The organism is Methylobacterium sp. C25, assembly GCF_021352225.1.
In the GTDB taxonomy this organism is placed as follows: Bacteria; Pseudomonadota; Alphaproteobacteria; order Rhizobiales; family Beijerinckiaceae; genus Methylobacterium.
The window spans coordinates 23,968-50,937 of record NZ_JAAUVI010000013.1; the positions used below are offsets into that span (position 1 = coordinate 23,968).

The window sequence follows — 26,970 nt, forward strand, 5'->3', positions numbered from 1 at the left end:
CGGCGCGGCGCCGAGCCCCTCCCCTCTTAAATCCGGGAACGAGCTTGGGCGTCAGGCTGCCGTGCGCAGCCCATTCTGCGATGCCGGCACGATCTCATCGGTATGCACCTCGAACTTCGCCAGCGTCGCGGTGCCGAAGCTCGTCGAGATCGCGCAATCCGTGGCGTCGCGCCCATAGGCCATGACAATGCGCCCGATGCGCGGCGTATTGTGTCGCGCATCGAAGCTGTACCAGCGCGGTCCCGAACTGCCGTCGAGATACACTTCGAACCAAGCCGAGAAATCCATCGGTGCCGGGTCCTTCGGCACGCCGATATCGCCGAGATAGCCCGTGGCGTAGCGCGCCGGGATGTTCATGCAGCGGCACAGGGCGATCGCGAGATGCGCGAAGTCGCGGCAAACTCCGACCCGCTGCGCGTGGCCGTCATGTGCGCTGCGGGTCGAATCGGCGAGCTGATAGTCGAAGCGGATGCGCTCGTGAGCGTAGTCGACGATGGCCTGGACTCGCGCCCAGCCCTCCGGAACCTCCCCGAACAGCTCCCAGGCGAGGCTGCCGAGCTTGTCGGTGTCGCAGTAGCGCGATCCGAGGAGGAAGGGCAGCACGTCGGCAGGCAGGTCCTGCACCGGAATCTGTCGAGCGGTGGGATCGACCGCGTCGGGCTCGCCGCGATCGGCGATGACGAAATCAGCCGACACGGTGATGCGGCCGCCGGGCGCGACGATGCGGGTGCAGCAATTGCCGAAGGCGTCGTGCTCGCGCTGGGCGGTGACGGGCGGATCGAAGGCGACGGCCTCCGGCGTCAGGAGATCCTTCTGGCGCTCCGGCCTCACGTTGACGAGCAGCGTCATCGGCGTCGGGCCGAGCGTGTCGAAGGCGATGGAGTAGCCGGTACGGATCTGCATGGGCGTGCTTCGGGCCGGATGCCTGACGGATGGCGTTGCCAAGTAAGCCCAAGCAGTGTGGCGACGTTCCGCCGAATGCTTACGTTTCTTCGGTCGGAGCTGCGGAAATTTTACGCAGTCTCATCCGGCCCGACTTCGACATTTGTTCAAAGGGCTGCGCCGATCGTCCACGTTGCCGCCGCTACGTCTCGCGGGATAGAACCATTCGCATGTGGACCGCTCTCTGGCACCGCCTCGCCCATCCGGGGCATTTCATGCGCTGGTCTGGCGCCGCGACGCCCTGGCTCGCCGGGCTCTCGGCGTTGCTCCTGGCCGTTGGCCTGTATCTGACCTGGTTCGTGGTCCCGCCCGACTATCAACAGGGCGAGACCGTGCGGATCATGTACATCCATGTGCCGGCGGCGTGGCTCGGGGTGTTCTTTTACGGAGCGATGAGCCTGTCGGCGATCGGTACGCTGGTCTGGCGGCATCCGCTAGCCGACGTGGCGCAGCGCGCCGCCGCTCCGATCGGTGCGGCCTTCACGCTGATCTGCCTCGTCACCGGCTCGCTCTGGGGCAAGCCGATGTGGGGCACCTACTGGGTCTGGGACGCGCGCCTGACCTCGATGCTGGTGCTGTTCCTGATCTATTGCGGCATCATCGCACTGTGGCGGACCATCGAGGATCCGAACCGCGCGGCCCGTGCGATCGCCATCCTGACGCTGGTCGGCGCCGTGAATCTGCCGATCATCAAGTTCTCGGTGAATTGGTGGTCAACGCTGCACCAGCCCGCCTCGATCCTGCGCATGGGCGGCTCGACCATCGATCCGTCGATGCTCTACCCGCTGCTCGAAATGATCCTGGCCTTCACTCTGCTGGGCGTGACCCTGCATCTTTATTCGATGCGTACCGAGATCCTGCGCCGCCGCGTGCGGGTTCTGACCATTCGCGAGGCGGAGCGCCTCGATGCCGGTGCGGCCACCGCCTCTATGGTTACGCCGCCCCGTTCCATGCCGGTCGGCCAGGGCGCCTGAGGACAGCATCATGGATCTCGGACAGCATGCCGGCTTCATCGTCGGCGCCTACGCCTTCACCGCGCTCGTGATCGGCTGCCTCGTGATCGGTGGGCTGCTCGATCAGCGTGCGCAGAAGCGTGCCCTCGCCTCCCTGCAGGGCGAGAGCGGGGAGCGCCTGTCTTGAGCCAGACGCAGGCTGGTGCACCACAGAGCGCTCGCCGCTCTCTTTTGGTGATCCTGCCGGTGCTCACCTTCGCGGTGCTTGCTGGCATCTTCTTCATGCGGCTTCGCTCGGGAGCCGATCCGGCGGCCGTACCCTCCGTGATGATTGGCAAGCCGGCCCCCGCCTTCCAGCTTCCGCCCGTCGCGGAGCTGTCAGCCGAAGGCAAGCCAGTGCCGGGCCTGTCGAGCGAAGATTTCAAGGGCCAGGTGACGCTCTTGAACTTCTACGCGTCGTGGTGCGCGCCCTGCCAGGTCGAGCATCCGATGCTGATGCGCCTCGCCCGCGAATCCGGCTTTCGCGTCGTCGGCATCGACTACAAGGACCAGCCCGAGGCCGGACGACGCTTCCTTGCGCGCAATGGCGTGCCCTATGCGGCTGTCGGTTCCGATACCAGCGGCCGCGTCGGCATCGATTTTGGCGTCTACGGCGTACCGGAGAGCTTCATCATCGGCCCCGATGGCGTGATCCGCGACAAGCTCGTCGGCATCGTCACGGCAGAGAACTATCCGGACGTGCTGGCGAAACTCCGCGCGATCGGGAAGCCCGCGGCGACGAACTGAAGTCAGGCTTTCGCCTCGTCCTTGCGTTCGTAGCGCATCAACAGCGGCGTCTGGGCGAGGGCGAAGACGACGGTCAGCGGCATGATGCCGAAGACCTTGAAGCTGACCCAGAAATCTTCCGTCTGCGTCCGCCAGACCACCTCATTGAGGACGGCGAGTGCCAGGAAGAACAGGCCCCAGCGCAGGGTCAGCTTGCGCCAGCCTTCGTCAGTCAGGGCGAACACCGAATCGAGCACCACCGACAGCAGCGACTTGTGAAACAAAAGGCCACCGAGCAGGACGAGCCCGAACAGGCTGTTCACGATGGTCGGCTTCATCATGATGAAGGTCTTGTCCTGCAGCGCCAGGGTCAGGCCGCCGAACACCACCACCACCACACCGGAGACCAGCGGCATGATCGGCAGGCGCCGGATCATCGCGTAGTGCACGCCGAGCGCGAGGAGCGTCGCGCCGATGAACACGCCGGTGGCTGCGAAGAGCTTCTGATCGGGCGCGATCCCGAACTTCTCGGCATAGGCGTTGCCGAGAAAGAAGATCACCAGCGGGCCGATCTCGAGCACCAGCTTGAGCAGCGGCGGCAGGTGACGGCGGGGAGGAACGGCTTCGAGTTGCATGAATGATCCGGCAGGGCCGCGTTGCAGCTGTGGGGATGTAAGACAGGCAGCTGCGCATTCCTAGCGACGCGCGAGCAGCGTGGGGTTTCGGCTCAGTCCTTCTCGAGCCCCGCGATCGCCCGCGCGAAATCACGCGCCGCGAACGGTTCCAGATCCTCGACGCCCTCGCCGACCCCGATGAAGTGAACCGGCAGGCCGAATTTTGCCGCCAGTGCCACGAGGATGCCGCCGCGGGCCGTGCCGTCGAGCTTGGTCATGACGAGGCCGCTGATCGGCGCCGCCTGCGAGAACAGCTCGACCTGGCTTAGGGCATTCTGGCCGACCGTGGCATCGAGCACGAGAAGGGCGGCATGAGGCGCCTCGGGATCGTGCTTCCGGATGACACGGACGATCTTTTCGAGTTCGGCCATCAGGCCCGCTTTGTTCTGGAGACGGCCGGCCGTGTCGATCAGCAGCACGTCGGTGCCGTTCGCCTTCGCCTCCTTGAGTGCGTCGAAGGCAAGTCCTGCCGCGTCGGCGCCCTGCTCGCGGCTGATGACGGGCGTACCCGTGCGCTCGCCCCAGACGCGGAGCTGCTCAATGGCCGCCGCGCGGAACGTGTCGCCGGCGGCGAGCATAACGCTGTGGCCTTCGGCCTTCAGCTTGAGGGAGAGCTTGCCGATGGTCGTGGTCTTGCCGGCGCCGTTCACGCCGACCATCAGGATCACGTAGGGCTTCTTTGCCGCATCGACGACGAGCGGCTTGGCCACCGGAGTCAGCGCGGTCTCGACCTCGCTCGCCAGGATGGCGCGGACCTCGTCCGGCGAGATGCCCTTCTCGTAGCGGCCCTTGCCCACGGCCTCCGAGATCCGCATGGCGGTCTCGACGCCGAAATCTGCCTGGATCAGGGCATCCTCGAGTTCTTCGAGCGTATCGGCATCGAGCTTTCGCTTGGTGAAGAGTCCGGTGACCCGTTCGGACAGTGCCGACGAGGTTCGCTTCATCCCGAAGGTGAGCCGGCTCCACCATCCGCGCTTCTGCTCCGGCTCCCCAGCAGTCTCAGGCTCGACGTCCAGGGCCGGCACCGGGATGGGCTGGAGATCCAGCTTGGCGTTCTCTTCCTCCGCGGCCACGTCAGACCCGTCGGCCGGCTGGAGGTCCGCGCCTTCGACCTCGTCGGGGATCTGGTTCTTCTCCGCATCGTCCTGCGCCGGCTCGCTCGGCGGCATCGGAACGGCGGCGACCTCTTCGGCTCCCGTTGCGAAGTCGGGCTGCCCTTCGGATTCGGAGGCTGGCGAGGCGGGATCTGCGGTTTCCGGATGCTCCGCGGCCTCCGGCTCGGCCGTCTCGCCCTTTCGTCCAAAGAGGCGTCCGAGCCAGCCCGGCTTCTCGTCTCGACTCATCCGTACTTGCTCCTGCGGGCACTCGGTTCTAGCCGGGTGCCATGGTCCCGACTGACATAGGCGTGCGCCTCCTCTACCGCGATGCCCTGATGCTCGTCATCGACAAGCCTGCGGGTTTGCCGGTGCATCCGGGCCCGAAAGGCGGCCCTACCGTGACGGATCATCTCGACGGGCTTCGCTTCGGCCTCCCCCGCCGTCCGCAGGCCGCGCATCGGCTCGATCGCGATACGTCGGGCTGCCTCGTTCTCGGGCGGCACCCGAAGGCTCTGGCGCGGCTCAACAAGCTTTTTGCGGATGGCCGCGTCGACAAAACGTACTGGGCGATCGTGGAGGGTGACCCCGGAGAAGATGGCGGCGTCATCGATCTTGCCCTGGCCCGGCGCTCGGACGATCCGCGGAGCTGGTGGATGAAGGTGGACGCGGCGGGCGATCCCTCCCTGACCCGCTGGCGCGTGCGTGGCCGCAGTGCCGACCGCACCAGCGCGTGGCTGGAACTCGCCCCAGAGACCGGGCGCACGCACCAGCTCCGTGTCCACTGCGCTGCCATGGGTTGGCCGATCCGGGGTGACGCTGTCTACGGAACGGCTCCGCGCCAGGGCGGTCCCGGATTGCAGTTGCATGCGCAAGCGCTCGCTCTGCCGCTCTATCCGAAGAAGCCGCCGATCCGGATCGCGGCGCCCCCTCGCGCTCACATGATGCCGAACCTCACTGATTGCGGCTTCGTCTTGGACTGAATTCGGACTTCGCGCAGGCGTCCGTGGATTCACGAATATTCGAAAAGGCTTCGGCGTCGTTCTGGCAGAAAAACGCAGCGGGCGATAAAGCTTGGCTGCGCAGGACGACCCCCGCATCCCGCAAAGGCGTCTTCCGGCACTTCCCGAGACTGTAACATGACGTCATTCCTGCGCGCGGCGGCGTTCGCTGCCGGCTTGCTTCCGACGCTCGCCGTCCTGCCGTCATACGCGGCGCCGAGGGAGCCCTTCGAGATGGTCAAGGGCTGGGAGGTCGAGCGCAACGTCGGCGACACGAGCGCCAATCCCTGCCTGATCAGCAAGACCTACCAGGACAAGGAAGACCACAATCTCATCAACGGGATCGTCTTCGCACTCAACGGCTCGGAGGCGGCGCTCGCCCTCGTCTACCAAGGGTGGGAGTGGGACAAGGACGAGAAGGTCAAGGCGTCGATCCTCGCCGGCAAGAAGGTTCTGAAGAAGCAGGCGAATTGGTCCGGCGACGCCCAGACGCTCGCTTCGAGCTTCCCCACCAGCATCGTGCCGGATCTGCTGGCCGCCGACACCATCGTCCTGAAGTTCGACAACGGCGATGCCGATTTCGACATCACCGGCTTCCCCCAGGCCTACGAGTCGCTGCGCCGCTGCGATGCCACGCCGGTAAAGTCAGCCGCTCCGTCCGCAGAGGCGCCTGCCGCTCCCGCTGCCTCCGCAACGGCTGCCGCTCAGGCTGCCGCCGCTGCGGCCATTCCGGCGCCGGCCGCGACGCCTCCGACGCCGCCTGCGGCCAAGCCCGCGGTGCTGCCCTCGCAGCCTCGCATCCAGGCTTACATCCTCGGCGTGATGCTGCAGCAGGTCGTCAAGGAATGCGAGGTCTCGACCAACGGCAAGCAGCGCTCGGCGCTCGATGCCAAGATGGACGGCATGAAGTCGGAAATGTCGGCCCTCGAAGCACCCGTGCGCGAGCAGGTCGCCAAGCGGCCCGAGCCGCATTGCCCGCCTGCCCAAGACGAGCCGAAGTTCCAAACGACCCTGTCGGATTTCCTCGCGAACTCGCCGGAGGATTTTTCGGCCCTGATGGAGAAGCGTGGTGCCGAGGAGGCCGCCAAGGCTCAGGCCAAGACCGAGGCTCAGAAGACCGAGACGCCGAAGGCCGATGCTCCTGCCACGGAGGCGCCGAAAGCCGACACGCCGAAGCCCTGAGGGCCTTCCGGCAAAGAGAAACCCGCCGGCGCAAGGCCGGCGGGTTTCTCATGTGTCGCTGATGGTCGCGGAGGGGCGACGGCTCAGTCTTCGTCGTCGTCTTCGTTCGGGCGCTGCATGCCCTTGAGCTTGGCGAACACGGCATCCTGGTCGATGTCCTCGTGTTCGTCGCCCCTCGGCGCGGTGGAGATCTCGGTCGGAAGAAGGGTCGGGCCGCTCTCGGCCGGGACGACCGCGGGACGGTCCTTGGCGGCCTTGCCGACCTCGAAGTCGAGATCGATCTGCGAGCAAAGCGCGAGCGTCACCGGGTCGAGCGGCTGCAGCGATCCCGAATTCCAGTGGGTGCGGTCGCGGATCTGCTGGATCGTCGACTTGGTGGTGCCGACGAGTCGGATGATCTGCGCGTCCTTCAGTTCGGGATGGTTGCGCAGCAGCCAGAGAATGGCGTTCGGGCGATCCTGACGGCGCGAGAGCGGGGTGTATCGCGGACCCTTGGTGGTGCGCTTGACCTCGGGGAGCTTCACCTTCGAGACGGCGATCTTGAGCTTGTGGCTCGGCGATTTCTGCGCCTTCTCGATTTCCTCACGCGTGAGCTGGCCCGTGGTGATCGGGTCGAGGCCCTTGATGCCGGCCGCGACTTCGCCGTCGGCGATGCCCTTCACCTCGAGCGGATGCAGATGGCAGAAGTCCGCGATCTGCTCGAAAGCGAGCGACGTGTTCTCCACCAGCCATACGGCGGTGGCTTTGGGCATCAGCGGTCCCTGGGACATCGGGTCGGCTCCGGTATTGGATGCGTGTGCGTGAAACGCGGCGTCGCGGACGAAGAACCGCTGTCTCCGGCCTGACCCTTCAGGTCCGGAAATCCCGTCTCACGCTGAATAAGGGAAGCGATCCCTATACAGGCACGCCGGGGGGGCGTGCAATCGGGATCACGCGGCTCGGCGCGAAGGACGCCGCCGCGGTTTATTCAGCCGGCGCCAGCCGATGATCAGCCCGGTCAGGGCGATGATCGCCGCGAGACCGTTGAGCAGCCAGTGCAGTGCATGCCGCGCGGACGGATGCACAAGCAGCAGCGGTAGGTCGAACCGATGCAGGGCCGAAAAGAGCCAGCGGTCGAGGCGGCCAGAACGGTCGAGGCGGTCGAGGATCTGGCCCGTCGCCGGATCGATGTGCAGCCAGGTCGCCTCTTCGTCTTCGAAGCGCAGCCGCAGCACCGGGAGGACACGATCGCCGTGAACGGCGTAGTAGTAGACGTCGTATTCGCTCAGGCGTTCGACCGTGGGTGGATGAGGGGCCGGAACCGCGCGGATCGCTGCGCGCAGGATTTCGTCTTCGCTGACGGGACCGCCATCGGCGCCCTTCACCTTCTCTTCGCCAGAACCGAGCGACTGGATCAGCCAGCGGCCGCCGAGGCGGGTGAAGCGCACGGACTTCGCATCGGGGCTCGCTCGCTCCCGCAACGTGGAAGGATCGAGGCCGACCGGTGCACCTTCCCCCGCATAGGCCGAGAGCCAATCGGTCGGCGGCGTGCGCGAGTTGAACCAAGCGTTCGGGTTCATCGAGAGCCATCCACTGATGATGAAGGTGGTGAGCGTCACCCCCCCGACGATGCCGAACAGGTGGTGCCAGCGGGCGGCGCCACGGTAGGGCGACACGTCGCCATGCGGATAATGCCGCCGCAGCCTGATCCGCCAGATCCCGAGGACCATGCCGCTCAGGGCGCCGAGGCAGGCAAAGCCGGAAATCCAGACGACGACGTCATGCCAGAGCTCCGGCCGCGCCCGGATCGGCGTCAGGTAGATCCAGTGGATGACCGAGCCGACCCAGTTCCAGCCGCGTTCGAACCGGGTCGTCTTCTGAGCCAGCTCGCCGGTTTTCTCGGAGACGTAGAGCTCGGTGCCGGCGGCATCGCCGAGGGCGACCTTTTGGAACGGCCTGAGTCGATTGTAGCGCTGCGTGACCGTCCATTGGTCGCGCTCGACCAGCTCGGACATACCGCGGCCGCCGGCCGTCACGAGCGCCTCGGCCGCGCTCGCCGTCCCCACAGGCTTGCCGGTACGGCCGGAGATCGTCAGTGGCTCACCTGCGGGTGAAGCCAGTCGATAGACCGGCTCGCCGGCTCGCATGTGCAGCTCGAAGTTTGCCGGAGGACGCGGAACGCCGGAGGCAACGAGCGCCGAGTCCGGCGACACCGTCACCTGTTCCCAGGCGATGGGAGCGAGCCGGGCGAGTCGTTCAGGCTCAGACAGGCTCGGGAACGGCACGTAGAGCATCACCAGCCCCGAGCCGATCCACAGGGCGAAGAACAGCCCGAGCACGATCCCAAGCCAGCGGTGGCTGAGGATCAGCCACCGTTTGCCGGCCTTGAGCAGGCGTCTCCTCACCAAGCCACCGTGTACGCGACCTCGAAGGAACGAGGCCGGCCGAGCAGCCAGTTCGTTCCGACTCCGTCGACCGAATTGCCGTCGATGGCGTAGATCTTGTCGAAGAGATTGTAGACGCGGAACGAAGCCCGCGAGCTCGGCGTGACCTGGTAGTCGAGCCCGAGATTGACCAGCGTGTAGGGCGGCAGCTTCGCGGTGTTTCCGAAATCGCTGAAGACGTGGCCGACGTTCTGCAGGCCGATCCGGGCCTCCCAGTCACGGGCGAAGGCCCAGTTCAGCCAGACATTGGCGACGCGCTCGGGCACGAAAATCGGCTGCTTGCCAGCATAGGACACGCCGCCCTGGATGAACTGGTCGTACTGGGCATGCAGCATGGCGATGTTGGCATCGATGCGCCAGCCCGCGGGCAGGTTCAGCGACATGGCCGCCTCGACGCCCTGCGAGGATTGCTGACCGACCTGGGTCGAGACGGTCGGGTTGCCTGGCACCGCCGAGATCAGGTTGTTCTTGGTGATGTGATAGCCGGCGAGCGTCCATTCGAGACGGCGGTCGAAGGCATAACCCTTGGCGCCGAGCTCGACCTGCTCACCGGTGGAGAGCTGGAATCCCGCGAGCGACTGCGAGAGCGTGATCAGGCTGCCGACCGGATCGGTCGCTGTGGCGTATTGCGCATAGAGCGTGGTGTCCTTGGTCGCGTTGTAGAGCAGCGCGAAGCGGTAACCGAGGGCTCGGAACGAGCGGTCGAAAGTAGCGCCGGTCTGCAGGTTCTCGCGGTGGAGCGTCGGCGCATCGAAGCGCACGCCGGTCAGGAACGAGAGCTGGTCGGTGAGCTGCAGCCGGTTCTCGGCGAAGACCGAGGCCTGGTTCGTCGTCGTGTCGTAGGCCGGGATCGCGCGGGCATTGGCGGGGAAATAGCCGGGGTCGTAGCCGAAGAGCGGAATGCTGTAGCCCGGGACCACGTCGCCCGAGGCGGCGTCGGCGTTGAAATTGTTGGTGTGGCGGAACGAGATGCGGTTCACGTCGAAGCCCGCCGAGAACTGGTTTGCGAGGCCGAACAACTCTCCTCGGAAAGTGGCGTCGAGCCGATTCCCGATCTGCTCCTGCTGATGATAAATCTCGAGGAAGTCGGAGCGGTCGACGAGGCTCGTCGCCGGGTTGAACCGGTACTGTTCGGTCTCCTGCCAGTGCCGGCGCGATTGCAGCCGGTAGGAGGTGTTGCGGACGGTGATGTCGGCCGTCGGCGTCCATTCCGTCTTCAGCTGGGTCCAGTTGTCGGCCCAGGAGATCCGCGAATCGCGGACGTTGTAGTTCTTGAAGCGGGTGCTCTCGAGGATGCGGCCGTTGACCAGCGGCGTACCCCAGTAGTTCGAGGGCTCCTGGTAGCCGAAATCGTGCGAGAGCGTGAAGGACAGGTTCGGCGTTGCCTGGAACAGCAGGGCGCCCGAGACCGCGAGGTTCCGGAACTCGCCGTGAGGATTCACCCAGCCATCCGAGCGGTTGCCGCTGATGTTCAGGCGGTAGGCCACGGACTCGCCGAGCGGCCCGGTGGAATCGAGGGCGACGCGCGCCGTGCCCTGGGAGCCGCCTCCGACGCGCACCACGTTCTGGGGCGTGAAGGAGGGCTGCTTCGAGACGACGTTGACGATGCCGCCGATGGCCCCGTCGCCATAGAGCACCGAGGCCGGTCCGCGCAGGACCTCGATGCGCTCGACGTTCCAGGTGTCAAAGGGGAAGGTGACGGTGCCGGCGCCGACATACATGCGGGTGCCGTCGTAAAGCGTCTGCACCGAGTTCGGCCCGGCAAAGCCCCGGCTCGTGAAGCTGCCGATGCCGAAGCCCGGCGAGCCGTAGGAGGTGATGCCGGTGGCGTTCTGCGAGACGGCGTCGAGCACAGAATTCTGGCCGCGGATGCGCGCGGCCTCGCCCGAGATCACGTCGACGCTCGCCGGCGTCTCCATCGGCGTCAGGCCGAGGCGGCTGCCGCTGCGGGACGGCGTGTCGAGGTTGAGGCCGACTGGCGAGGAATGGGTCAGGCTGACCTTCTGAGGGCTCGCACCGACGCCGTAGGCCTCGGCGGGGGCATTCGCCGACAGCGCGGCCTGGCCCTGGACGGAGATCTCGTCGAGATGCTCGCGTCCGGTCGCCACGACCTGGGCCTGGGCGGCGTGGATCTGGCCGAGGACGGCAAGAGCGAGCGAGGCTGGGATCGACGCGGTCGGCGCGCGGTGTCGGCTATGTCGGGTCGTCATGGTGATGGCGGAGCTCGGGCAACGGCAGTGGCACGTCACCGCGAACGAGGCCTCGGCACGGGGCATGCCCCGCATCTCGACACCCGCCGGAGCACCCCGCCCAGCGCGTTTCGCGTGTGACCACGACTGACGGCAGGTCTCCTGGCTCGCGGGTCATTGCCGTCCAACCGTCTTCCCGGGTCGAGCAACCCAGTGACATCGGTGGCGGAAGGCTCGCCGCTTACAGTTGCGGGGGCAGCCACGGCATCGGGACACGTCCCTCACCGCGTTCCCTTTTGATCCCTCTCGGGAACCGTCCCGATCAGCCTGTCGCAGCGCAGGCGGGCAGCGTCAACGGAATGGCCACGCTTCGGCTGTGAATGTTGCCGGCGTGTAACTGGCCGGGCACAGCTGCCTCGGCGCTGCTTCAGGTGAACAGGCTGGAGACGCTCGACTCCGTCGCGGTGCGCCCGATGGCCTCGCCGAGAAGAGGCGCGATCGACACGACGCGGATGTTCCTGGCGAGCTTCACGGCCTGGGTCGGCAGGATGGAATCGGTGATCACCAATTCCTTCATGCGCGAAGCGGCGATGCGCGAAACCGCCCCGCCCGAGAGCACGCCGTGCGTGATGTAGGCCGAGACCTCCTTGGCGCCCGCATTCAACAGCGCCTCAGCTGCATTCACCAGCGTGCCGCCGGAATCCACGATGTCGTCGACGAGGATGCAGGACTGGCCCTCGACCTCGCCGATGATGTTCATCACCTCCGACTCACCGGCCCGCTCGCGGCGCTTGTCGACGATGGCCAGAGACGCATCGATCCGCTTGGCGAGCGCTCGCGCGCGCACCACGCCGCCGACGTCGGGCGAGACCACCATGCGCTGGCCTGGGGGCAGCCGCTCCTTGATGTCGCGCACCATGACAGGGGCGGCGAAGAGGTTGTCGGTCGGGATGTCGAAGAAGCCCTGGATCTGGCCGGCATGGAGATCCAGTGTCAGGACGCGGTCGGCGCCCGCCTCGGTGATGAGGTTGGCCACGAGCTTCGCCGAGATCGGCGTGCGGCCCGAGGTGCGTCGGTCTTGGCGCGCGTAGCCGAAATACGGGATCACTGCAGTGATGCGCCGGGCGGAGGAGCGCCGCGCCGCATCGATCATGATCAGCAATTCCATCAGGTGGTCGTTCGCCGGGAACGACGTCGACTGCACGATGAAGACGTCCTCGCCGCGGACGTTCTCCTGCAGTTCGACGAAGATCTCCATGTCGGCGAAGCGCCGGACCATGCAGGTCGCGAGCGGGAGCTCCAGATAGGCGGCAATCGCCTCGGCCAGAGGCCGGCTGGCATTGCCGGCGATGATCTTGATCGAGGATTTCATGTCGGACGTCTCTCGTCACGGGAGGCGCCCGTGGGGCGGGCCGTTGGTCGGCGGCGCTGATACCAGCGGGGGACGAGCGTCACAATGCTTTCATCCGGATCGGCGCCCAATGCCGCCGCTCCTGCACAGAGATCGCCGTCCGATTGGTGAATCAGGGCTCCAGGAGCCGGTGCAGATGCACGATGAAATAGCGCGTCAGCGCATTGTCGACCGTGGACTGCGCCTTGGCGCGCCAGGCGATCTGCGCCGAAGCGAAATCGGGGAAGATGCCGACGATGTCGAGGCCTTTCACGTCAGCGAAACGAATGCCGTCGAGGCTCTCCAATTCGCCACCGAAGACGAGATGAAGCTTCTGCGCGCTGTCGATCGTGGTTGTCACATGTCTCTCCTGCCGCCCCGGCTCCCAGGCCGCCACCTCTGAAGGCACGAGCCGTGCCGCGGTTCGCAAAGCCTGTGGCGAGCGTCAACCCAGGCTTGCGCGGGAGGGGGCTGCAAACGCTCTTCCGAGGCGCCGCGACGGCGGGGCCGGGCCGGTCTCCGGTCAGAACAGCGAGCCCTGCTTCTCTTTGACCGCCTTACCGGAACGCGGCTTCGCGCCCGTGGATGGGCGCCTGCCCGCCGGCGGGTCGCCATCCGCCGCATCCGGGCGTGCCGTGACCGAGCCGTCGGCGAACTGCAGATACAGCACCGGAACCTGGCCGGCGGCGGTGGCCGAGCGCAAGGGGGCTCCGTCCTCGTCGCGCACCAGCGCGTAGCCGCGTGCGAGCACCGCCCGATAGCTCAGGGCGCCGAGCAGACCGCCGAGGGCATCGAGGCGGCTGCGGCGCCGCTCGATCGCGTGGCGCAGCGCCGACAGTGGCCTTTCGTCGATCCGGGCCAGGCGCCCGCGCGCATCGGCCAACGCTACGGCGGGCGAGCGCCGGGCGAGCCGGTCCGTCAGGCGGATCAGCCGTGCGCGGTGGTCACGCGCGTTCGCCGCAAGAGCCGGCGCGAGCCGGGCCTCGGCCAAGTCGAGCCGCTGACGCCGCGTTGCGAGGACGGCATCGGGGCTCGGCATGGCTCGGACGAGGGCGCGCAGGTCCAGCCGCTCGCGCTCGATGCGTCGCAGAATCGTGCCACGCTGCCGGGCGCCGAGGTCGTGGATCTCGTCGAGCAGGTCGGCGCGCACCGGCACCGCCATCTCGGCCGCACCCGTCGGCGTTGGTGCCCGGCGGTCGGCGACGAAGTCGATCAGAGTGGTATCGGTCTCGTGCCCGACGGCCGAAATCAGCGGGATCGCGCTCTCGGCGGCGGCACGGACCACCGCCTCCTCGTTGAAGGCCCACAGGTCCTCGATCGAGCCGCCGCCGCGGGCGACGATGAGCACGTCCGGCCGTGGGATCTGTCCGCGTGGCTCCAGCGCGTTGAAGCCGCTGATGGCCGCGGCGATCTCGTCTGCCGCCCCCTCCCCCTGCACGCGCACCGGCCAGACCAGGACCGGGCGCGGAAAGCGGTCCTGCAACCGATGCAGGATGTCGCGGATCACGGCGCCGGTCGGAGAGGTCACCACCCCGATCACGCGCGGCAGATAGGGAATTGGACGCTTGCGCTCGGCGGCGAAGAGTCCCTCGGCAGCGAGGAGCTTCTTACGTTCCTCCAGAAGCGCCATCCAGGCGCCGACGCCCGCCGGCTCCATCGAATCAACGATAATCTGGTATGAGGATTTGCCCGCGAAGGTGGTGACCTTGCCGGTGACGAGGACTTCGAGCCCCTCCTTCGGCTTTTGGCGCAGACGGCCGAGTACGCCTTTCCAGACCACGGCGTCGATCTTGGCGCTGCCGTCCTTCAAAGAGAAATAGGCGTGGCCGGAGCCGTGCGGGCCGCGATAACCCGAGATCTCACCGCGCAACCGGACATGGCCGAATGCATCCTCGAGCGTTCGCTTTAGCGCAGACGCAAGATCCCCGACCGACCATTCGGGAGCGTTGGACTGGAGATGTGTCGAAGGTGGCGTCTCCGCGTCGAGCGGGGGGCGCGCCTGAGGCGGTGGGACGAGCGGCATCCGGGAAGGCTAAAGCCAAGCCCGCCCCGGAGCAATTTCGTCAGCACTCAGAAAAGGCCGGAAAACATCGCGAACGCCGCCAGAGCGGGAGCCGCAGCGATTCCGACCGCCCATTGCCACGGTTGTGCGAGGCGAGGCCGACGGTTGTCGTTTGCCGCCCGATGGGTCGTCCGGTGATGTACGACGTAGTTCGAAACACGCACTCTCTCGTGCTGCTCGGTTGCAGTGTCGGGAGAGAGATTGATGCGGCACAGCGGCATGGCTTGGGATAACGTACCAGAACGCTCTGCCGTTCCGCTTGTGCGGCCCGATCTTCCATCGATCATTCGCCCCTCGTAAGACGGGCGAATTCCGAACGACCCGGTCGAGCCCTTCACGTTGCGCATGATGCCGGTCTCCGTCACTGGCCGAGGGCAGCGGCGACGCTCGGCCAATTCTGCGTGAGGCCGACCAAAGCAAGGCTGACGACGAAGACGAAGCGGTGCATGGTCCCGAGACTCCGTGCGGTTAAGCTAATGACGCGGAAAGTGCCTCCAAGTTCCCGAGACCCACGACAACTTCGCCTGCGAAATGCACCGGTGACGGTTTGCAGATCGGTTCGCGGCATCATGGCGGCCCTGCTCGCGGTGGGCAGCACGAATGCGTTGGCAGCCGAGGGCGCGTGTCCCGCGTTTCTCGAAAGCGCCCGAAGCCTCGTCGTCGTCACGGCGCGGTCGGTGAATGCGACGCGCGCGCTTCTCCGGCTTTTCCAACGGAATGGACCGTCGGATGCCTGGCGGCCCATTGGTGCATCCGAGTCGGCCGTTCTCGGCGCGACCGGGCTGGCCTGGGGACATCCGTTTCGAGGGATGGCGCGTGCCGGAGAGCCGGTAAAGGCGGAGGGCGATCGGCGCACCCCCATCGGCATCTACCGGTTCGGGCGCAGCTTCGGCTTCCACGCGAGCGGGCTGTCGGGCCAGCTCGTGCTGCGGCCGGGCGAGTCGATCTGCGTCGATGATCCGGCTTCGGCCGCCTACAACACCATCGTCACGTCCCGCTCGGGAACGCGGCCGCGGGGAGAGGATATGGGCGCGCAGCCGCTGTATCGGCGCGGGCTCGTGATCGACTATCCGAGCGACGCTGGCCGGCGCGCTGGCTCCTGCATCTTTCTCCACGTCTGGCGTGGCCCGGGACACGGAACGGCCGGCTGCGTGGCGCTGCCTGAGACGCGCGTCGCCGCCTTGCAGGCAATTGCCGGGCGCGGCGAGACGGCGATCGCGATACTGCCCGAAGGCGCGCTCGACCGCTTCTCCGGCTGCCTTCCAGGTGTCGGCGCGGGGCGCTGAGCGTTACGGCTCGACCAGCGCCCTGCGGCAGCAACCGACATAGTCGCCGTGTACCCAGCCGACCGGGCCGCCGCGCAGTTTCACTTTCACCCAGATCCCCTGCCGGCCGATGACGCTGAACAGCGAGTCGGGACCAAGCTTGGCGATGCGATAGCCCGTCTGACCGCTTGGGAGGCTGCGCAGGGCGACCCAGTTGTCGCCGGCCGGGTCGAGCCGGATCGGATGGCTGAACATGCCGAAACGCGCCACTGGTGTCGGTTCGGGTGGCGGCAGGGCGTCAGCGACGGGCGGCGGCGCGGCTTGCGGGCGCATCAGTGTGCTCGCCGGCGGCGGATATACGATCGAAGATGGAGGCGTCTTGATCACCAGCGCAGGCTTCGTCTGCGCTGGCGGCGGCAGGATTGCCTGCGGCGGTGACGGATCCGGCGGACTCACGGTCACCGGCGCGGCGGCCGGCAAGGATGCGGCATCGGCGCTTGCCAGCGATACGAATCGGGCGCCGCGCACCTCGTTGTAATAGGCGGGCACCTGCTTGTGCGGCACGGTTTCGGCGAGCTTGGCGACCTCGTCGCGCACGCTCTCGCCGAGGTCGATCAGGTTGAGCCCCGGCTTCCTGATCTGCTGCACGAAGATCCGAGTGAAGACCGAGTTCGGGTTCGGGTCGGAGCCCGGCAGTTTTTCCAGTGCCTGTTGGCCGGCACCGGCCGCGTAGAGCGAGAACACGCCGTCGGCGGGTTCAGTCCGGGCGAGGCCGGTATCCTGCCCGATGGCGCGGGTGCCGTTCCTCGAAAACGGGTTGTTGCGGCAGGCATCGATCACCATCACGACGACCCGCGCCCCGCGCTGGCGAAGTGCCGCGCTGAGATCGGTCTCGGCCAGAGAGCGGCTGCGGGCGAGCATCTCCTGTCCTGCTTCCACCGCCGGGATATCCGAGGGAAGCAGATAGTTGGTGCCTTGGATCGCGATGCCGTGGCCCGCGAAATAGACGAGCGCGGTATCTCCCGGCTGGACCTGATCGGCGAAGATGCTGAAGCGGCGTAGGAAGGTCTCTTGTGTGACTGCATTGGAGAGCAGCGTCACGCGGAAGCCGAGGCCCTGCAGCGTGTCGCCGACCGTCTGGGCGTCTGCCGGAGGCCGGGCGAGCTGGGCGCCCTGTCCGAGATTCTGATAGGCGCCGACCCCGACCACGAAGGCGAGGCGCTCCGCCGCTTGAGCGCAGGCGGGCCAAAGAAAAAGCGCGAGCAGCCAGACCTGGCCGATTCGGCGCATGAGCTCCGCGGCGGCACGTCGGCAAGACAGGCTGCTCAAGCTGGACACCCGAAAAACATCGCATAAGCGTCTTCGCTCACCCGGCCCAGCGCCTCGCGGCAACTGGCGTAGGCCGCGTGACCGGATGCGATACGGCCGTAGCAGTCGGGCGACACTACGGCCTCCCGCTCGGGGATCAGCGCCAGCGGGCAGGCAGCCGGCGTCAGGTGGGAACCTCGGCCCGAATGCAGGGTGGTGAGAACCCCATACATCTCGCCGCGGATGGTCGGACGGCACAGCATGGCAACGCGGTACTGACCCTGCCAATTGGTGACGAGATAGATCTGCCCCGAAAGGTTCGGCACCGAGACGAAGCCGCTCTGCGCGAACGGCGCGTCGATCCGCTCGGCTTCGCGGAAGGCAAGCCGTGCGGTCTCCGGCTCCCACGCGATCTCGGTTCGGTAGGCGAAGATCGCGTCGGGCGCGCCGAAGGACGGCCGCAGCGTGAGATAGCGCCCTTCCAGCCAGGACACGCCCTCGCGCGAATAGGCCCCGAGCTCTTCCGGCGCATGGCGCGGCGACTCGATCGCGTTCTCCCGGGAGGCGGGCTCGCGCAGCGAGACGCTCAGCGCTTCTTCGAGCCGGATGGTCGTGGCCAATGTGAAGGGGCGGCGGCCCGACAGCGCCTTCTCCAGGGTGGAGACGCTGATGCGCGCCTCATCGGCCAGGGTCTGGCGGGAGATTCGTCGGCGCGCCAGCGCTTCCCTCACGGCCTGCGCGATGGCCCGGCTCTGGGCCTCGGGCAGCTCGGCGTCCGATCCTGACATGATCCCCTTCCGGTTGTGCGGACAGATCCGCACGAATCCGGACAGATTGGCAAGAGTCATGGTCTCGCTGCGGATGGCCGTCGCCGATCCGGCCGACGCGCGGTCAGCGCGGCCTGACGTCGACCAGCGGCGGCACGCTCGCCGGCGGCCGGCGCTGCCGGCTCGCCTGCTCAAAGGCGTAGCCGAGCCCGAGCAGCTTGCCCTCTTCCCAGGGTCGGCCGAGCAGGTCGAGTCCGACGGGCACGCCCAGGGGGGCCTTTTCAGTCGGCGTGGAGAACCCGGCGGGCACGTCGAGCGCCGGGTAGCCGGTGAGACCGGCTACGATGCCGTTGCGGTCGGACTGGTTCAGCTCCCCGATCGGCACGACCAGGCGCTTCTGCAGCGGGTAGACCAGGGCATCGAGGCGCTCTCTATCGAACACTTCGGCGACATGAGCGCGGAAGGCGGTGATCCGTTCGAGCCGTGCCTTGTATTCCGGCTCCTGCAGGCCGTCGCGGCGCGCATCGGCACCGGTAATGAACTTTTCGAGGGCTGCCTTGTGGAACTTCCCGGAGGCGATGATGCCGGCGAGATCCTTCTGCGGCGCGTTCGGGATCGCGGCGAGATAGGCGTTGATCAGAGGCTTGAATTCGTAGGTCTGGACATCGTCTTCGGCATTCAGGCGGTCGGCCTCGAAGGCGGGATCGTCGATGTCGACGAGCGTCGCACCGGCCTTTTCCAGGGTGGCCAGTGCCGCCCGCATGACGCGGTTGACCTCAGCGTGCTCAGGCTTCGTGCCGAACAGCGCTTTCACCACTCCGAGGCGTGCACCCTTGAGCGCATCGGGCTTCAGGAAACCCGCATAGTCCTTCGCTGCCTTGTCCGAGGCCGCCGCGGTCGCGGGATCGTCCGGGTCGGTGCCGGCCATGGCCTGCAGGAGCGCCGCCGCATCCGACACATTGCGCGTGATCGGGCCGATGGCGTCCTGGGTCTTCGAAACCGGCATGATGCCGTTGAGGCTGAGCAGACCCTGGGTCGCGCGCAGGCCGAAGAGGTTGTTGGCCGAGGCCGGCGAGCGGATCGAGTTCACGGTATCGCTGCCGGTGCCAGCGAGAGCGAAGTTCGCGGCGACGGCTGCACCGGTCCCGCCACTCGAGCCGCCCGGCGTGCGGGACAGGTCGTAGGGATTGCGCACCTGCCCGCCGATGGAACTGACCGAGACGCCGCCAAGGGCGAATTCCTGCATGTTGGTCTTGGCCAGGATGATCGCACCGGCCTTGCGCAACTGCGCCACGACGAAGGCATCCTTCGCCGGCCGGGCGCCGGCCAGCGAGGCCGATCCGCCGGTCGTCGGCAATTCGGCGGTGTTGTAATTGTCCTTCAGCACCACGGATACGCAGGCGAGCGGCTCGGCGAGGCGGCCATGGTCGCCGTCGACGGCGTCGGCCTGTGCGAGGGCGCCCTCGTTGAGGGCTCGGATCGCGGTGAGCGCTGGTCCCTTGGTGTCGTAGGCGGCGATGCGGTCGAGATAGGCTTGAACCAGCCCCCGGCAGGTCAGCGTGCCGGCCTTCAGCGCTGCATGGACGCTCGCGATGCTGGCTTCCTCGATCGTGAAGCGTGGCTGCGCCCTTGCCGGCAAACCCAGAAGCGGCAGGGCCGCAAGGCCAACCACCAAGCTCTGCTTGATCGAGCCGCTCATCCAGTCACCTGCCGTGGGGGGATTGCAGCGCGCGCGGCCAAGCGACGAGCCAGGGGGGGCTCATCGAGCGAACGCTTGTTCCGACAGAGGGTTAGAACCAGATTCGCAAAGATGCAATCGAATTGAATTCAGTTTGGAACGCGGCAAGCGCTACCGCCGGATGACAAATCGAGGGGCGCACCCCACCTCCGCCGAAGGGGCGCTCAAGAACGGACATGTTCCGGCAGGGACCAGCGGCGACGTCATGAAGAAGATCGGCTTTCTGTCCTTCGGCCATTGGACGCCCAACTCCCAGTCGCAGACGCGCTCGGCCTCGGACATCCTCCTGCAATCGATCGATCTCGCGGTGGCGGCCGAAGAGCTCGGGGCCGACGGCGCCTATTTCCGCGTGCACCATTTCGCCCGGCAACTGGCGTCGCCCTTTCCGCTGCTGGCCGCCGTGGGCGCGAAGACCCACCGCATCGAGATCGGCACCGGCGTCATCGACATGCGCTACGAGAACCCGTTCTACATGGTCGAGGATGCCGGCGCGGCCGATCTGATCTCCGGCGGGCGCCTGCAACTCGGCATCAGCCGAGGTTCGCCCGAGCAGGTGATCGACGGTTGGCGGCATTTCGGGTTCCAGCCGGTCAAAGGCGAGACCGATGCCGAGATGGGCCGGCGTCACGCCGAGACCTTTCTGGAACTGCTGCGCGGCCGAGGATTCGCCGAGCCGAACCCCTATCCGATGTTCCCCAATCCACCGGGTCTGTTACGCCTCGAGCCGCACTCTGAGGGCCTGCGCGAGCGGATCTGGTGGGGGGCCGCGTCGGATGCCACCGCCGTATGGGCGGCGCAGCGAGGGATGAACCTGCAGAGCTCGACCCTGAAAAAGGACGAGACCGGCGAGCCGCTCCACATCCAGCAAGCGGCCCAGATTCGGGCCTTTCGCGATGCATGGCGAGCGGTGGGTCATGAACGGGAGCCGCGCGTCTCGGTGAGCCGGTCGATCTTCGCGATCGTGAACGACGCCGACCGGGCCTATTTCGGGCGCAGCGGGCAGGACAGAGATTCGATCGGCAACATCGACAGCGAGACCCGCGCGGTTTTCGGACGAACCTATGCGGCCGAACCGCAGATTCTGATCGAGCAGCTGAAGCAGGATCAGGCCATTGCTGAGGCCGATACCCTGCTGCTCACGATCCCCAATCAACTCGGCGTCGCCTATTGCGCGCATGCGATCGAGGCGATCCTGAAGCACGTCGCCCCGGCCCTGGGTTGGCGGCCCTGATCGAAGGCCCCATCCGCCGACACCACGTTCACGACGGCTCTCCCGTCGTGAACGATGGGTTGTCGAGCTTTGTCCCTTACCGGGCGGGAGCGTCGATACGAGCACCCCAGACGTTCAGGGTTCCCTGCTCCTGGGCCGGCGCGGCCGCGGCGGGGACAGCCTGCCGATCAACGAGGTAGTAGGCGCCGGTACCGGCGGCGTTCAGGGCATTGAAGGCCCGCGGGGCCGGAACCTCCGACACCTGTGCGACGCGTCCGGGGACTTCAAAGGTGTGCCCCCATGCGTCGAAGGTCTGCTGGGCGCGGGCGGGTGTGGCGGCGAGAGCGGCCAGGGCGATCGCGGCGAGAGCGGTGTTGCTGTAGGTCATGGTCTGTCTCCTTTACGTGTGATGCGGCTGCGTGATGCGGGCCCTCCGGCCCCGCGCTTCCGTGAAACATTGATATCAATGCATTTGCCCCGGCGGCGTGCGCGGCCGCACATAGCTTGATATCAAGCATTAAAATGCTTAGTCTGCGGGTACCGGGTATGCGGGGCTGGATCGACATTCCGCTGCACTCCGGATCATGCGTCACGACGTTCGGGAGGCTGCCATCGTGTCGGGACCAGCCGAGATCACTCCGGAACTCGCCAGGAGCGTCGGCGAGGCCTGCATCGGAACGCGCGTCCAGCGGGCCGCTCGCAGCGTGAGCCGCGTCTACGACTCGGCTTTCCGCGCCGTCGGAATTTCGGGCTGGCAGTTCACGCTGCTGATGACGCTCGCCGGGCCCGAGACGCCGACGATCAACGAGCTGGCGGCACGTCTCTCCCTCGATCCCTCGACGGCGACGACCAACCTCAAGGTGCTGGAGCGGCGCGGTCTCGTGGCTGTCGCTGTCGATGAGAGTGACAGGCGGGTTCGCCGGCTCACGCTGACTGAGGCCGGGCGCGCGCTTCTCGCTGAAGCGCTTCCGCATTGGGAGCGGGCTCAGAAGGCGAGCCTCGGCCGGCTCTGCGAGGACGAGGTCGGTGTCCTGCGCAAGGCGCTCGCCGCCCTCGCCGAGTGATAACGGGCGGCGGACTTCTAGCCGCGGCCCGCACGAGCTTCAGGCGGCGTTGTCATCGCGCTCTCCCTTGTCATCGCAGCCGGACCAATGCTTCGGGCGTCCTCGCCGATTACCGTGAAAACCTTGGGCGCCTCCGTCTCGTCCCGAGTTGCCTCGCGTCGTCATTGAGCGCACCGTAAAGACTCGATGATGTCGCGGCGCGGGCTATTGGTGCCGAAGGCGTTTCACCCGTCTCTTGCGAGTGAGAAGCCTCCCCAAGAAACACCGGTGCTGCCGGAACGGCGAAGGGGCGCAAATGGCGGGGCGTCTTCTGCGATGCAGGCGCTGCCGCCAGCCGGTCCTCAGCGACGCGCAATGCTGCCCGCACTGCGCGGTGTCGCCGCCCCTCCGGAAGCTCCGAGCCGGCAGGATCCTCGTCGCGGCGGTTCTGATTGCCGGTGCTGCGGCCTGGCTGCAGCAATCGGGCGGCGCGAGCATCGCGAACGGTGTCTCGTCCGTCGTGGACGGCGCCACGGCGGCGCTCAAGGCCGTCAACACCGTGTTTCACTCTCGTCCGGCTGCGCCGGATGCCTTCGCCAGCGCCTGTGCGGGGCGCGGAGGAACTGTGGTCGAGGCCCGTAATCGCGATGGCATGTCGCTTCGGCGCTGTGCAACGTCGTTCGATGATGGCGTCCGATGAGGACAAGCCTCTCGTCCGGCGCAATAAGCGAGTCGATTTCCCGTCGCCCCGTGCTAGCAGTAACGAGTATCAGCTGCCCGAAAGGAGCGTGAGGACTTGTCTCAACGGCTCAGGGCAGTTGGTCGCTGGGTCGGGAGATGCCCATGACACGGCAATCTTCGCCGAAATCCGCCTTGTCGGAGCCGGAAAGCTTCATCTCCGAGACTAGGCTGCGCCGCGCTGTTCGACAGTACGGTTGGGTCATTTGGACGATCGCAGCCTGCGGTCTCCTCGGGATCGGCGCGGTCGTGTTCGTCGCAAGCCGGCAGCGGCAGCCGGCAGAGCAACTGCAGACGGTGGCCCTTCCGAAAACGAGTGGACCCGTGGCGTCGACCGCGCCTCCAACACCGCCAACGCCTGCACCGACGACCGCACCAATGCCGCCGCCCCCGGCGAAAAGTGACCTGTGGACTCCCTGGAAGGCCCCGGAGTCCCGGCGTGTCGTCGAACAGGGAGAATCCGTCCCGGAGCAGATCGCAGATCTGCCGCCCCCGGCTCTCGAGCCGCAGAGCGAGACTTCCTCCCCCTCGTCCGGGACGGCATCCACCGATCCCGCCACCTCCGCATCGCCCCCGAAGCCGGCAGACGCCACCGCGAGCCTGCCGGCCAAGCCCGAAGCGGTCGGCTCCGGCGAAGAGGACAAAGTGGCCGGCACGGAGTCTCTGGTCCCGAATGAGAAGATCAAGGCGGCCGACGGATACCTGAGCCGCGGCCAGATCACGATCGCCCGCTACATCTACGAAGAGGCCTTCAAGGCCGGCGACGTCCTCGGCGCGATCGGCATGGCGAGGAGCTACGATCCGGCCTACCTGAAGTCGATCCGGTCACGTGCCACCGGCCAAACCGAGAAAGCTGCTCTCTGGTATCGCCGGGCTGCCGAGATGACTGCCCGAGCCTCCAAGTCCCCGTGACGATCACTTGTTGTGCGCGACGAGGCCGAGCGTGGTTTTCGGGGCTCGCGCTCGAGCGAGAAGCTGGCTCGGGCGAGTTCCGGGCCGACGCGCAGTGAGCGCTGCGCGCCTCACTGCGGCTGGACCGGACCCCGCGCCTCGCTCTGCGCCTCCACGATCAACCGCAACGGTCCGTGCGTCACCGCGTCGAGCGGCCAGCAGGTCGAGAGGGCGAGCCTCCGCCCCGGCGCCTGCGGATCGATGCCGGATTCGTCCCAGCGGGCGACGCGGCTGCCGGTAACGCGGAAAGTCGCCGTGGTGCCGTCGGAGCGCGTGACATCGATCGGGTCGCCTGGCTTGAGGCGTCCCAGCACCGCGAACTGCGTGTCCCGATGCGCGGCATAGACCGCCGTGCCGGGCTCGCCGGCCTGAGGGGTGCCCTCGACATGGCCGGGGCCGAAGGCGAGGGCCTGGCCGCTGCTGCCAGCGAGCGCGATGTAGCTCTCGCCGCCGAGCGTCAGGCGCGCCACCGGCACCGTGTCGGCCCATGGCCAGGGCTTTTCGGGTCGGCCGCTGGCCAGCGTCTCGGCAAAGGCCCGCTCCAACAGCGCTTGGGCGAGAGCGGCCTTGGCGGGGATCCAGGCTCCTTGAGCCGTCAGCCCGAGGCCGCAGACGATGAGGAGGGCGGCCGCAGCCGCCCTCCCCGTCTTGAGCGTGATGGCGGCGCGCATCAGGCGAACCGGCGCGTGCGGGCGACGAGCAGGCCGAGGCCCAGGAGCGTCAGGCCGAGCCAGACGCGGATCTCGAAATCCGTCGCCGTCTGAGGGAGGGCTACGCCCGGGGCGACGGCTTTCCGCAATTCGGCACGGCGCTGAACCGGGGGCGGCGCGATCGGCGCAGCCCGCTCGCCAGCGGGCCCAAAGACCTTCTCGAAATCCCAGCCTGCCGGCAGGTTGAGCGGCAGCTCGGCCGAGGTCAGGCGGGCACCGGCCGGGCGGCGGGGGGTGGCATCGATGGCGACGAGACTGGTGAGCCGCGTCATCAGCTTGTGGCCCAGCGCCAGCTTGAGGATCGCCGCATCCGCCGTCTCGGCATTCATCTTACCGGTGATGCGCGCGGTCTCGGCGTCGCCGATCTTGGCCCGCGCCCAGGCCTTGGAGATACCGGCGCCCTCGGGAGCGGACGAGAGGTCGAGCGTCTGCGTCCAGGTCTTGTCGCCGATGCGTCCGCTCAGCGTCAGCGTGCCGTTCGCCTTCGGCAGCTTGGCCGAGAGCACCAGCGGCTCGCCCCGATAGAGGTCGGGCAGCAGGTCCGGCGTCACGTCCGCTCCTCCTTCCGAGAAGGTGGCCGTGATGTCGGTGACGACTGGGCTTTCGAGCTTGGAGAAGAGTTCGCGGGTGCGCTCGGCGACCTGATCGATCGTGCTGATGTTGGTGTAACTGCCCCGGCCGAGCTCTGCTGCGTGCTGCATGAGATGGCCGTTCGGCGCCGAGCCGATGCCCACCATGAAGAGCCGCGAGCGGCCTCTCCCCGCCGCGATGGCGGAAAAGATCTGGTCCTCGTTGCCGATGGCGCCATCGGTCAGGAAGACGACCTGACGGATGCTTTTCGTGTCCTCCGGATTGGAGTCCTTGAGGGCCGCCTGCAGCGGGGCCAGCATCTCGGTGCCGCCATTGGCCTCGAGTGCCGCGACATAGGCTTTGGCCCGGTCGAGATTGGCCTGATCCGCCGGCACGGTAGCCGGGAAGACGCTGTCCATGGTGTGGTCGAAGCGGATGACGTTGAAGCGGTCGCTCGGGCCGAGGCGGTCGAGCGCAGCCAGCAGGCCGGCCTTGGCCTGGCGGATCGAAGTGCCGCCCATTGAGCCGGAATTGTCGATGACGAAGGTCACGTCACGCGGAAGCCGCGGGCCGGCCTTGCCCTCTGGCGGCGTCACCGCGGCGAGGACGTAGTCCCGGTCGCCGACATGCTCGCGGAACAGGCCGACGGTCGGCGTCACGCTCGGGGCGGGCTTCCAGACCAACTCGAAATCGCTGTCCGCCGGAACCGGACCGTCGGCGAGGCTGATCGTGCGGCTCTGCGGGCCGGTCTCCTCGATCTTGACCTTGTGGGTGTCGCTGCGGAGCGCGCCGAGGTCGAAGCCGGCCTTGAGGCTGACATGCACCGTCACCGGGTTCACCGGCGCGTGCGTCGAGGGATCGAGGACCGGCGGAGTGATGCGGTCGCGGTCGGGCACCGGATCGGCCCCGCCCGTGGCCGGGTCCTCGCCGACGAGGTTCACGATCGGCGGGGCCGGGTTGTAGCGTGGCGCGACGACGAGGGGGACGCGCAGTGAATAGCGGTCGCCGCTATGGCGCACGGTCTGCTGGTACTCGATGCGCACCAGCACGGTTTCGCCGGGGCCGATATTGGCCACCGCGTTGGTGAAGACGTTGGGCCGCTCCTGCTCGGTGAGGGCCGCCGTCTTTCCCTCACTCTTGGCCGCCTCGTAGTCGCGCTTGGCCTGGGCGCGCTCGCGGATGTCGGCGACGACGATGCGATCGCCGATGACGAGCTTCATGCTGTCCACCGCCGCATCCTCCGGAAGCGGGTAGACGTAGGTGCCCTCGACCCATTCCTTGGTGGTGTTGCGGAAGGCCTGGGTGACGACGGCACGGGCAGTGGGGCCGCTGACGTCGACGGTGACATCGGTCATCAGGCGGGGCGCCTCGACCGGGGCAGCGTCGTCCGGACCGCGCAGGACGAGTTCGCCGCTGCCGGGCGGAAGCGTCGCCGCGCGGGGCGCGCCAGGGACACTGAACAGGGCGACGAGCCCGAGGATCAGAGGATAAAGGCGCGCGGCCCGGGGCCGCGTTCGCGCGAGTGGGAAGGCGAGGACTGACATGGTGGCTCTCCGATCGCCCGGCTTCGGTGCCGGATCGACCAGAAGCGTCATCCAGAGCGCCCTGCCCCGCCACGGGAAGTGTCACGCTTGTTCGGCCGTGTTCCGGACGCAGGCGGCGGGCGAAGGCGGATTCGTGCGGTCCAGTGCGTTTCGTGCCGAATCTGCAGTTTTCGGCATCTTCCACTGCCGACCACGGGACACGCTGCCGCGTGAACGCGAAGCCGCAGCCCGTTTCGAATGGATACGGCAGGCTTGCCATCATCCTTCGGTCATCGCTTGGGGCAGACGAAGTGGCCCCGTAACGTCCCGCTAACGTAACGGGCACCCGCGCACTCTCTGGTTCGAACCAGAAGAACGGCGGCGAGCGCCGCCGTCACGGCGATGATCAGAAATGTCGTTCGGTCCGGCATGGCGCTCATCGCGATATCGGCGCTCCCCCGATGTCTCGCAC

26 protein-coding genes and 1 riboswitch are annotated in these 26,970 nt (G+C 67.3%); of the genes, 10 read left to right on the top strand and 16 right to left on the bottom strand.

All coding sequences use genetic code 11. The annotated features are described in order from the left end of the window. Positions 1–51 precede the first annotated feature (51 nt). A complete protein-coding gene (locus tag HCU64_RS21800; RefSeq protein WP_233386373.1) occupies positions 52–903 on the bottom strand; it encodes a transglutaminase-like domain-containing protein in 852 nt (283 codons plus the stop codon). Positions 904–1,112: 209 nt separating this feature from the next. Here HCU64_RS21800 and HCU64_RS21805 point away from each other — a divergent pair, with 209 nt between their 5' ends. From HCU64_RS21805 to HCU64_RS21815, 3 genes are read left to right on the top strand one after another with little or no spacing between them, the layout of a single operon-like run. Then, positions 1,113–1,916 (top strand): heme ABC transporter permease, encoded by an 804-nt coding sequence (locus HCU64_RS21805; protein ID WP_233386374.1) that lies wholly within the window; start codon positions 1,113–1,115, stop codon positions 1,914–1,916. Positions 1,917–1,926: 10 nt separating this feature from the next. Continuing rightward, positions 1,927–2,082: a heme exporter protein CcmD gene (gene ccmD, locus HCU64_RS21810; protein ID WP_233386375.1), complete on the top strand. Its 156-nt coding sequence runs from the start codon at positions 1,927–1,929 to the stop codon at positions 2,080–2,082. Then, the gene (locus HCU64_RS21815; protein WP_233386376.1) at positions 2,079–2,681 is read left to right on the top strand and encodes a DsbE family thiol:disulfide interchange protein; all 603 of its coding nucleotides are present in this window, start codon (positions 2,079–2,081) and stop codon (positions 2,679–2,681) included. Before ccmD ends, HCU64_RS21815 begins: the two co-directional genes overlap by 4 nt. A 2-nt stretch (positions 2,682–2,683) precedes the next feature. Here the strand turns inward: HCU64_RS21815 and HCU64_RS21820 are convergent, their stop codons facing one another. Together HCU64_RS21820 and ftsY are read right to left on the bottom strand one after the other, a co-directional pair. After that, the gene (locus HCU64_RS21820; protein ID WP_233386378.1) at positions 2,684–3,295 is read right to left on the bottom strand and encodes a septation protein A; all 612 of its coding nucleotides are present in this window, start codon (positions 3,293–3,295) and stop codon (positions 2,684–2,686) included. A 92-nt stretch (positions 3,296–3,387) separates the two neighbouring features. Next, positions 3,388–4,677 carry a signal recognition particle-docking protein FtsY gene (gene ftsY, locus HCU64_RS21825; protein ID WP_233386380.1) on the bottom strand — a complete coding sequence of 430 codons (1,290 nt, stop codon included), beginning with the start codon at positions 4,675–4,677 and terminating at the stop codon, positions 3,388–3,390. A gap of 41 nt (positions 4,678–4,718) precedes the next feature. Between ftsY and HCU64_RS21830 the strand changes: the two genes are divergently transcribed. Both HCU64_RS21830 and HCU64_RS21835 read left to right on the top strand, forming a co-directional pair. Next, the gene (locus HCU64_RS21830; RefSeq protein WP_233386382.1) at positions 4,719–5,411 is read left to right on the top strand and encodes an RluA family pseudouridine synthase; all 693 of its coding nucleotides are present in this window, start codon (positions 4,719–4,721) and stop codon (positions 5,409–5,411) included. 156 nt (positions 5,412–5,567) lie between these two features. Further along, a complete protein-coding gene (locus tag HCU64_RS21835; RefSeq protein ID WP_233386384.1) occupies positions 5,568–6,611 on the top strand; it encodes a hypothetical protein in 1,044 nt (347 codons plus the stop codon). Between the two features lie 83 nt (positions 6,612–6,694). Here HCU64_RS21835 and HCU64_RS21840 read toward each other — a convergent pair whose 3' ends face one another. The 7 genes from HCU64_RS21840 to HCU64_RS21870 form a co-directional block, all read right to left on the bottom strand. Next, positions 6,695–7,381, bottom strand: coding sequence for a DUF1013 domain-containing protein (locus tag HCU64_RS21840; protein WP_233386385.1), 687 nt, complete (start codon positions 7,379–7,381; stop codon positions 6,695–6,697). A 159-nt stretch (positions 7,382–7,540) separates the two neighbouring features. After that, a complete protein-coding gene (locus HCU64_RS21845; protein WP_233386386.1) occupies positions 7,541–8,995 on the bottom strand; it encodes a PepSY domain-containing protein in 1,455 nt (484 codons plus the stop codon). After that, on the bottom strand, positions 8,992–11,244 hold the full coding sequence (locus HCU64_RS21850) for a TonB-dependent receptor (RefSeq protein ID WP_233386387.1): 2,253 nt from the start codon (positions 11,242–11,244) through the stop codon (positions 8,992–8,994). The genes HCU64_RS21845 and HCU64_RS21850 overlap by 4 nt, the downstream gene beginning before the upstream one ends. Before the next feature lie 114 nt (positions 11,245–11,358). Beyond that, a riboswitch (cobalamin riboswitch) is annotated at positions 11,359–11,554 on the bottom strand. Positions 11,555–11,650: 96 nt separating this feature from the next. Continuing rightward, a complete protein-coding gene (locus HCU64_RS21855; RefSeq protein ID WP_233386388.1) occupies positions 11,651–12,595 on the bottom strand; it encodes a ribose-phosphate pyrophosphokinase in 945 nt (314 codons plus the stop codon). A 151-nt stretch (positions 12,596–12,746) separates the two neighbouring features. Continuing rightward, complete coding sequence (locus HCU64_RS21860; protein WP_233386389.1) at positions 12,747–12,974, bottom strand: DUF4170 domain-containing protein; 228 nt, start codon at positions 12,972–12,974, stop codon at positions 12,747–12,749. Positions 12,975–13,136: 162 nt separating this feature from the next. Next, positions 13,137–14,636 (bottom strand): exodeoxyribonuclease VII large subunit, encoded by a 1,500-nt coding sequence (gene xseA / locus HCU64_RS21865; protein WP_233386390.1) that lies wholly within the window; start codon positions 14,634–14,636, stop codon positions 13,137–13,139. A 47-nt stretch (positions 14,637–14,683) separates the two neighbouring features. Continuing rightward, on the bottom strand, positions 14,684–15,022 hold the full coding sequence (locus tag HCU64_RS21870; RefSeq protein ID WP_233386392.1) for a hypothetical protein: 339 nt from the start codon (positions 15,020–15,022) through the stop codon (positions 14,684–14,686). Positions 15,023–15,214: 192 nt separating this feature from the next. Between HCU64_RS21870 and HCU64_RS21875 the strand changes: the two genes are divergently transcribed. Further along, positions 15,215–15,961 carry a L,D-transpeptidase family protein gene (locus HCU64_RS21875; RefSeq protein ID WP_233386393.1) on the top strand — a complete coding sequence of 249 codons (747 nt, stop codon included), beginning with the start codon at positions 15,215–15,217 and terminating at the stop codon, positions 15,959–15,961. Between the two features lie 3 nt (positions 15,962–15,964). Here the strand turns inward: HCU64_RS21875 and HCU64_RS25475 are convergent, their stop codons facing one another. From HCU64_RS25475 to HCU64_RS21890, 3 genes are all read right to left on the bottom strand, one after another. Beyond that, a complete protein-coding gene (locus HCU64_RS25475; RefSeq protein WP_325170009.1) occupies positions 15,965–17,230 on the bottom strand; it encodes a caspase family protein in 1,266 nt (421 codons plus the stop codon). Between the two features lie 35 nt (positions 17,231–17,265). Beyond that, positions 17,266–18,036 carry a helix-turn-helix domain-containing protein gene (locus HCU64_RS21885; protein WP_233386394.1) on the bottom strand — a complete coding sequence of 257 codons (771 nt, stop codon included), beginning with the start codon at positions 18,034–18,036 and terminating at the stop codon, positions 17,266–17,268. Between the two features lie 103 nt (positions 18,037–18,139). Further along, positions 18,140–19,714 (bottom strand): amidase family protein, encoded by a 1,575-nt coding sequence (locus HCU64_RS21890; protein ID WP_233386395.1) that lies wholly within the window; start codon positions 19,712–19,714, stop codon positions 18,140–18,142. A 244-nt stretch (positions 19,715–19,958) separates the two neighbouring features. Here HCU64_RS21890 and HCU64_RS21895 point away from each other — a divergent pair, with 244 nt between their 5' ends. Next, positions 19,959–20,984, top strand: a complete 1,026-nt coding sequence (locus tag HCU64_RS21895; protein WP_233386459.1) for an LLM class flavin-dependent oxidoreductase — start codon at positions 19,959–19,961, stop codon at positions 20,982–20,984. A 76-nt stretch (positions 20,985–21,060) separates the two neighbouring features. On the opposite strand, the gene HCU64_RS21900 is transcribed toward HCU64_RS21895, so the two are convergent. Further along, positions 21,061–21,351, bottom strand: a complete 291-nt coding sequence (locus HCU64_RS21900) for a hypothetical protein (protein ID WP_233386396.1) — start codon at positions 21,349–21,351, stop codon at positions 21,061–21,063. A gap of 226 nt (positions 21,352–21,577) precedes the next feature. On the opposite strand from HCU64_RS21900, the gene HCU64_RS21905 reads away from it, so the two are divergent. From HCU64_RS21905 to HCU64_RS21915, 3 genes are all read left to right on the top strand, one after another. Next, positions 21,578–22,027: a MarR family winged helix-turn-helix transcriptional regulator gene (locus tag HCU64_RS21905; protein WP_233386397.1), complete on the top strand. Its 450-nt coding sequence runs from the start codon at positions 21,578–21,580 to the stop codon at positions 22,025–22,027. A 373-nt stretch (positions 22,028–22,400) separates the two neighbouring features. Then, positions 22,401–22,706 carry a hypothetical protein gene (locus HCU64_RS21910; RefSeq protein WP_233386398.1) on the top strand — a complete coding sequence of 102 codons (306 nt, stop codon included), beginning with the start codon at positions 22,401–22,403 and terminating at the stop codon, positions 22,704–22,706. 416 nt (positions 22,707–23,122) lie between these two features. Further along, positions 23,123–23,656, top strand: a complete 534-nt coding sequence (locus HCU64_RS21915; RefSeq protein ID WP_233386399.1) for a hypothetical protein — start codon at positions 23,123–23,125, stop codon at positions 23,654–23,656. Positions 23,657–23,766: 110 nt separating this feature from the next. Here the strand turns inward: HCU64_RS21915 and HCU64_RS21920 are convergent, their stop codons facing one another. Beyond that, complete coding sequence (locus HCU64_RS21920) at positions 23,767–24,366, bottom strand: class GN sortase (RefSeq protein WP_233386400.1); 600 nt, start codon at positions 24,364–24,366, stop codon at positions 23,767–23,769. Next, positions 24,366–26,519, bottom strand: a complete 2,154-nt coding sequence (locus HCU64_RS21925; RefSeq protein ID WP_233386401.1) for a marine proteobacterial sortase target protein — start codon at positions 26,517–26,519, stop codon at positions 24,366–24,368. Before HCU64_RS21925 ends, HCU64_RS21920 begins: the two co-directional genes overlap by 1 nt. Positions 26,520–26,970 lie beyond the last annotated feature (451 nt).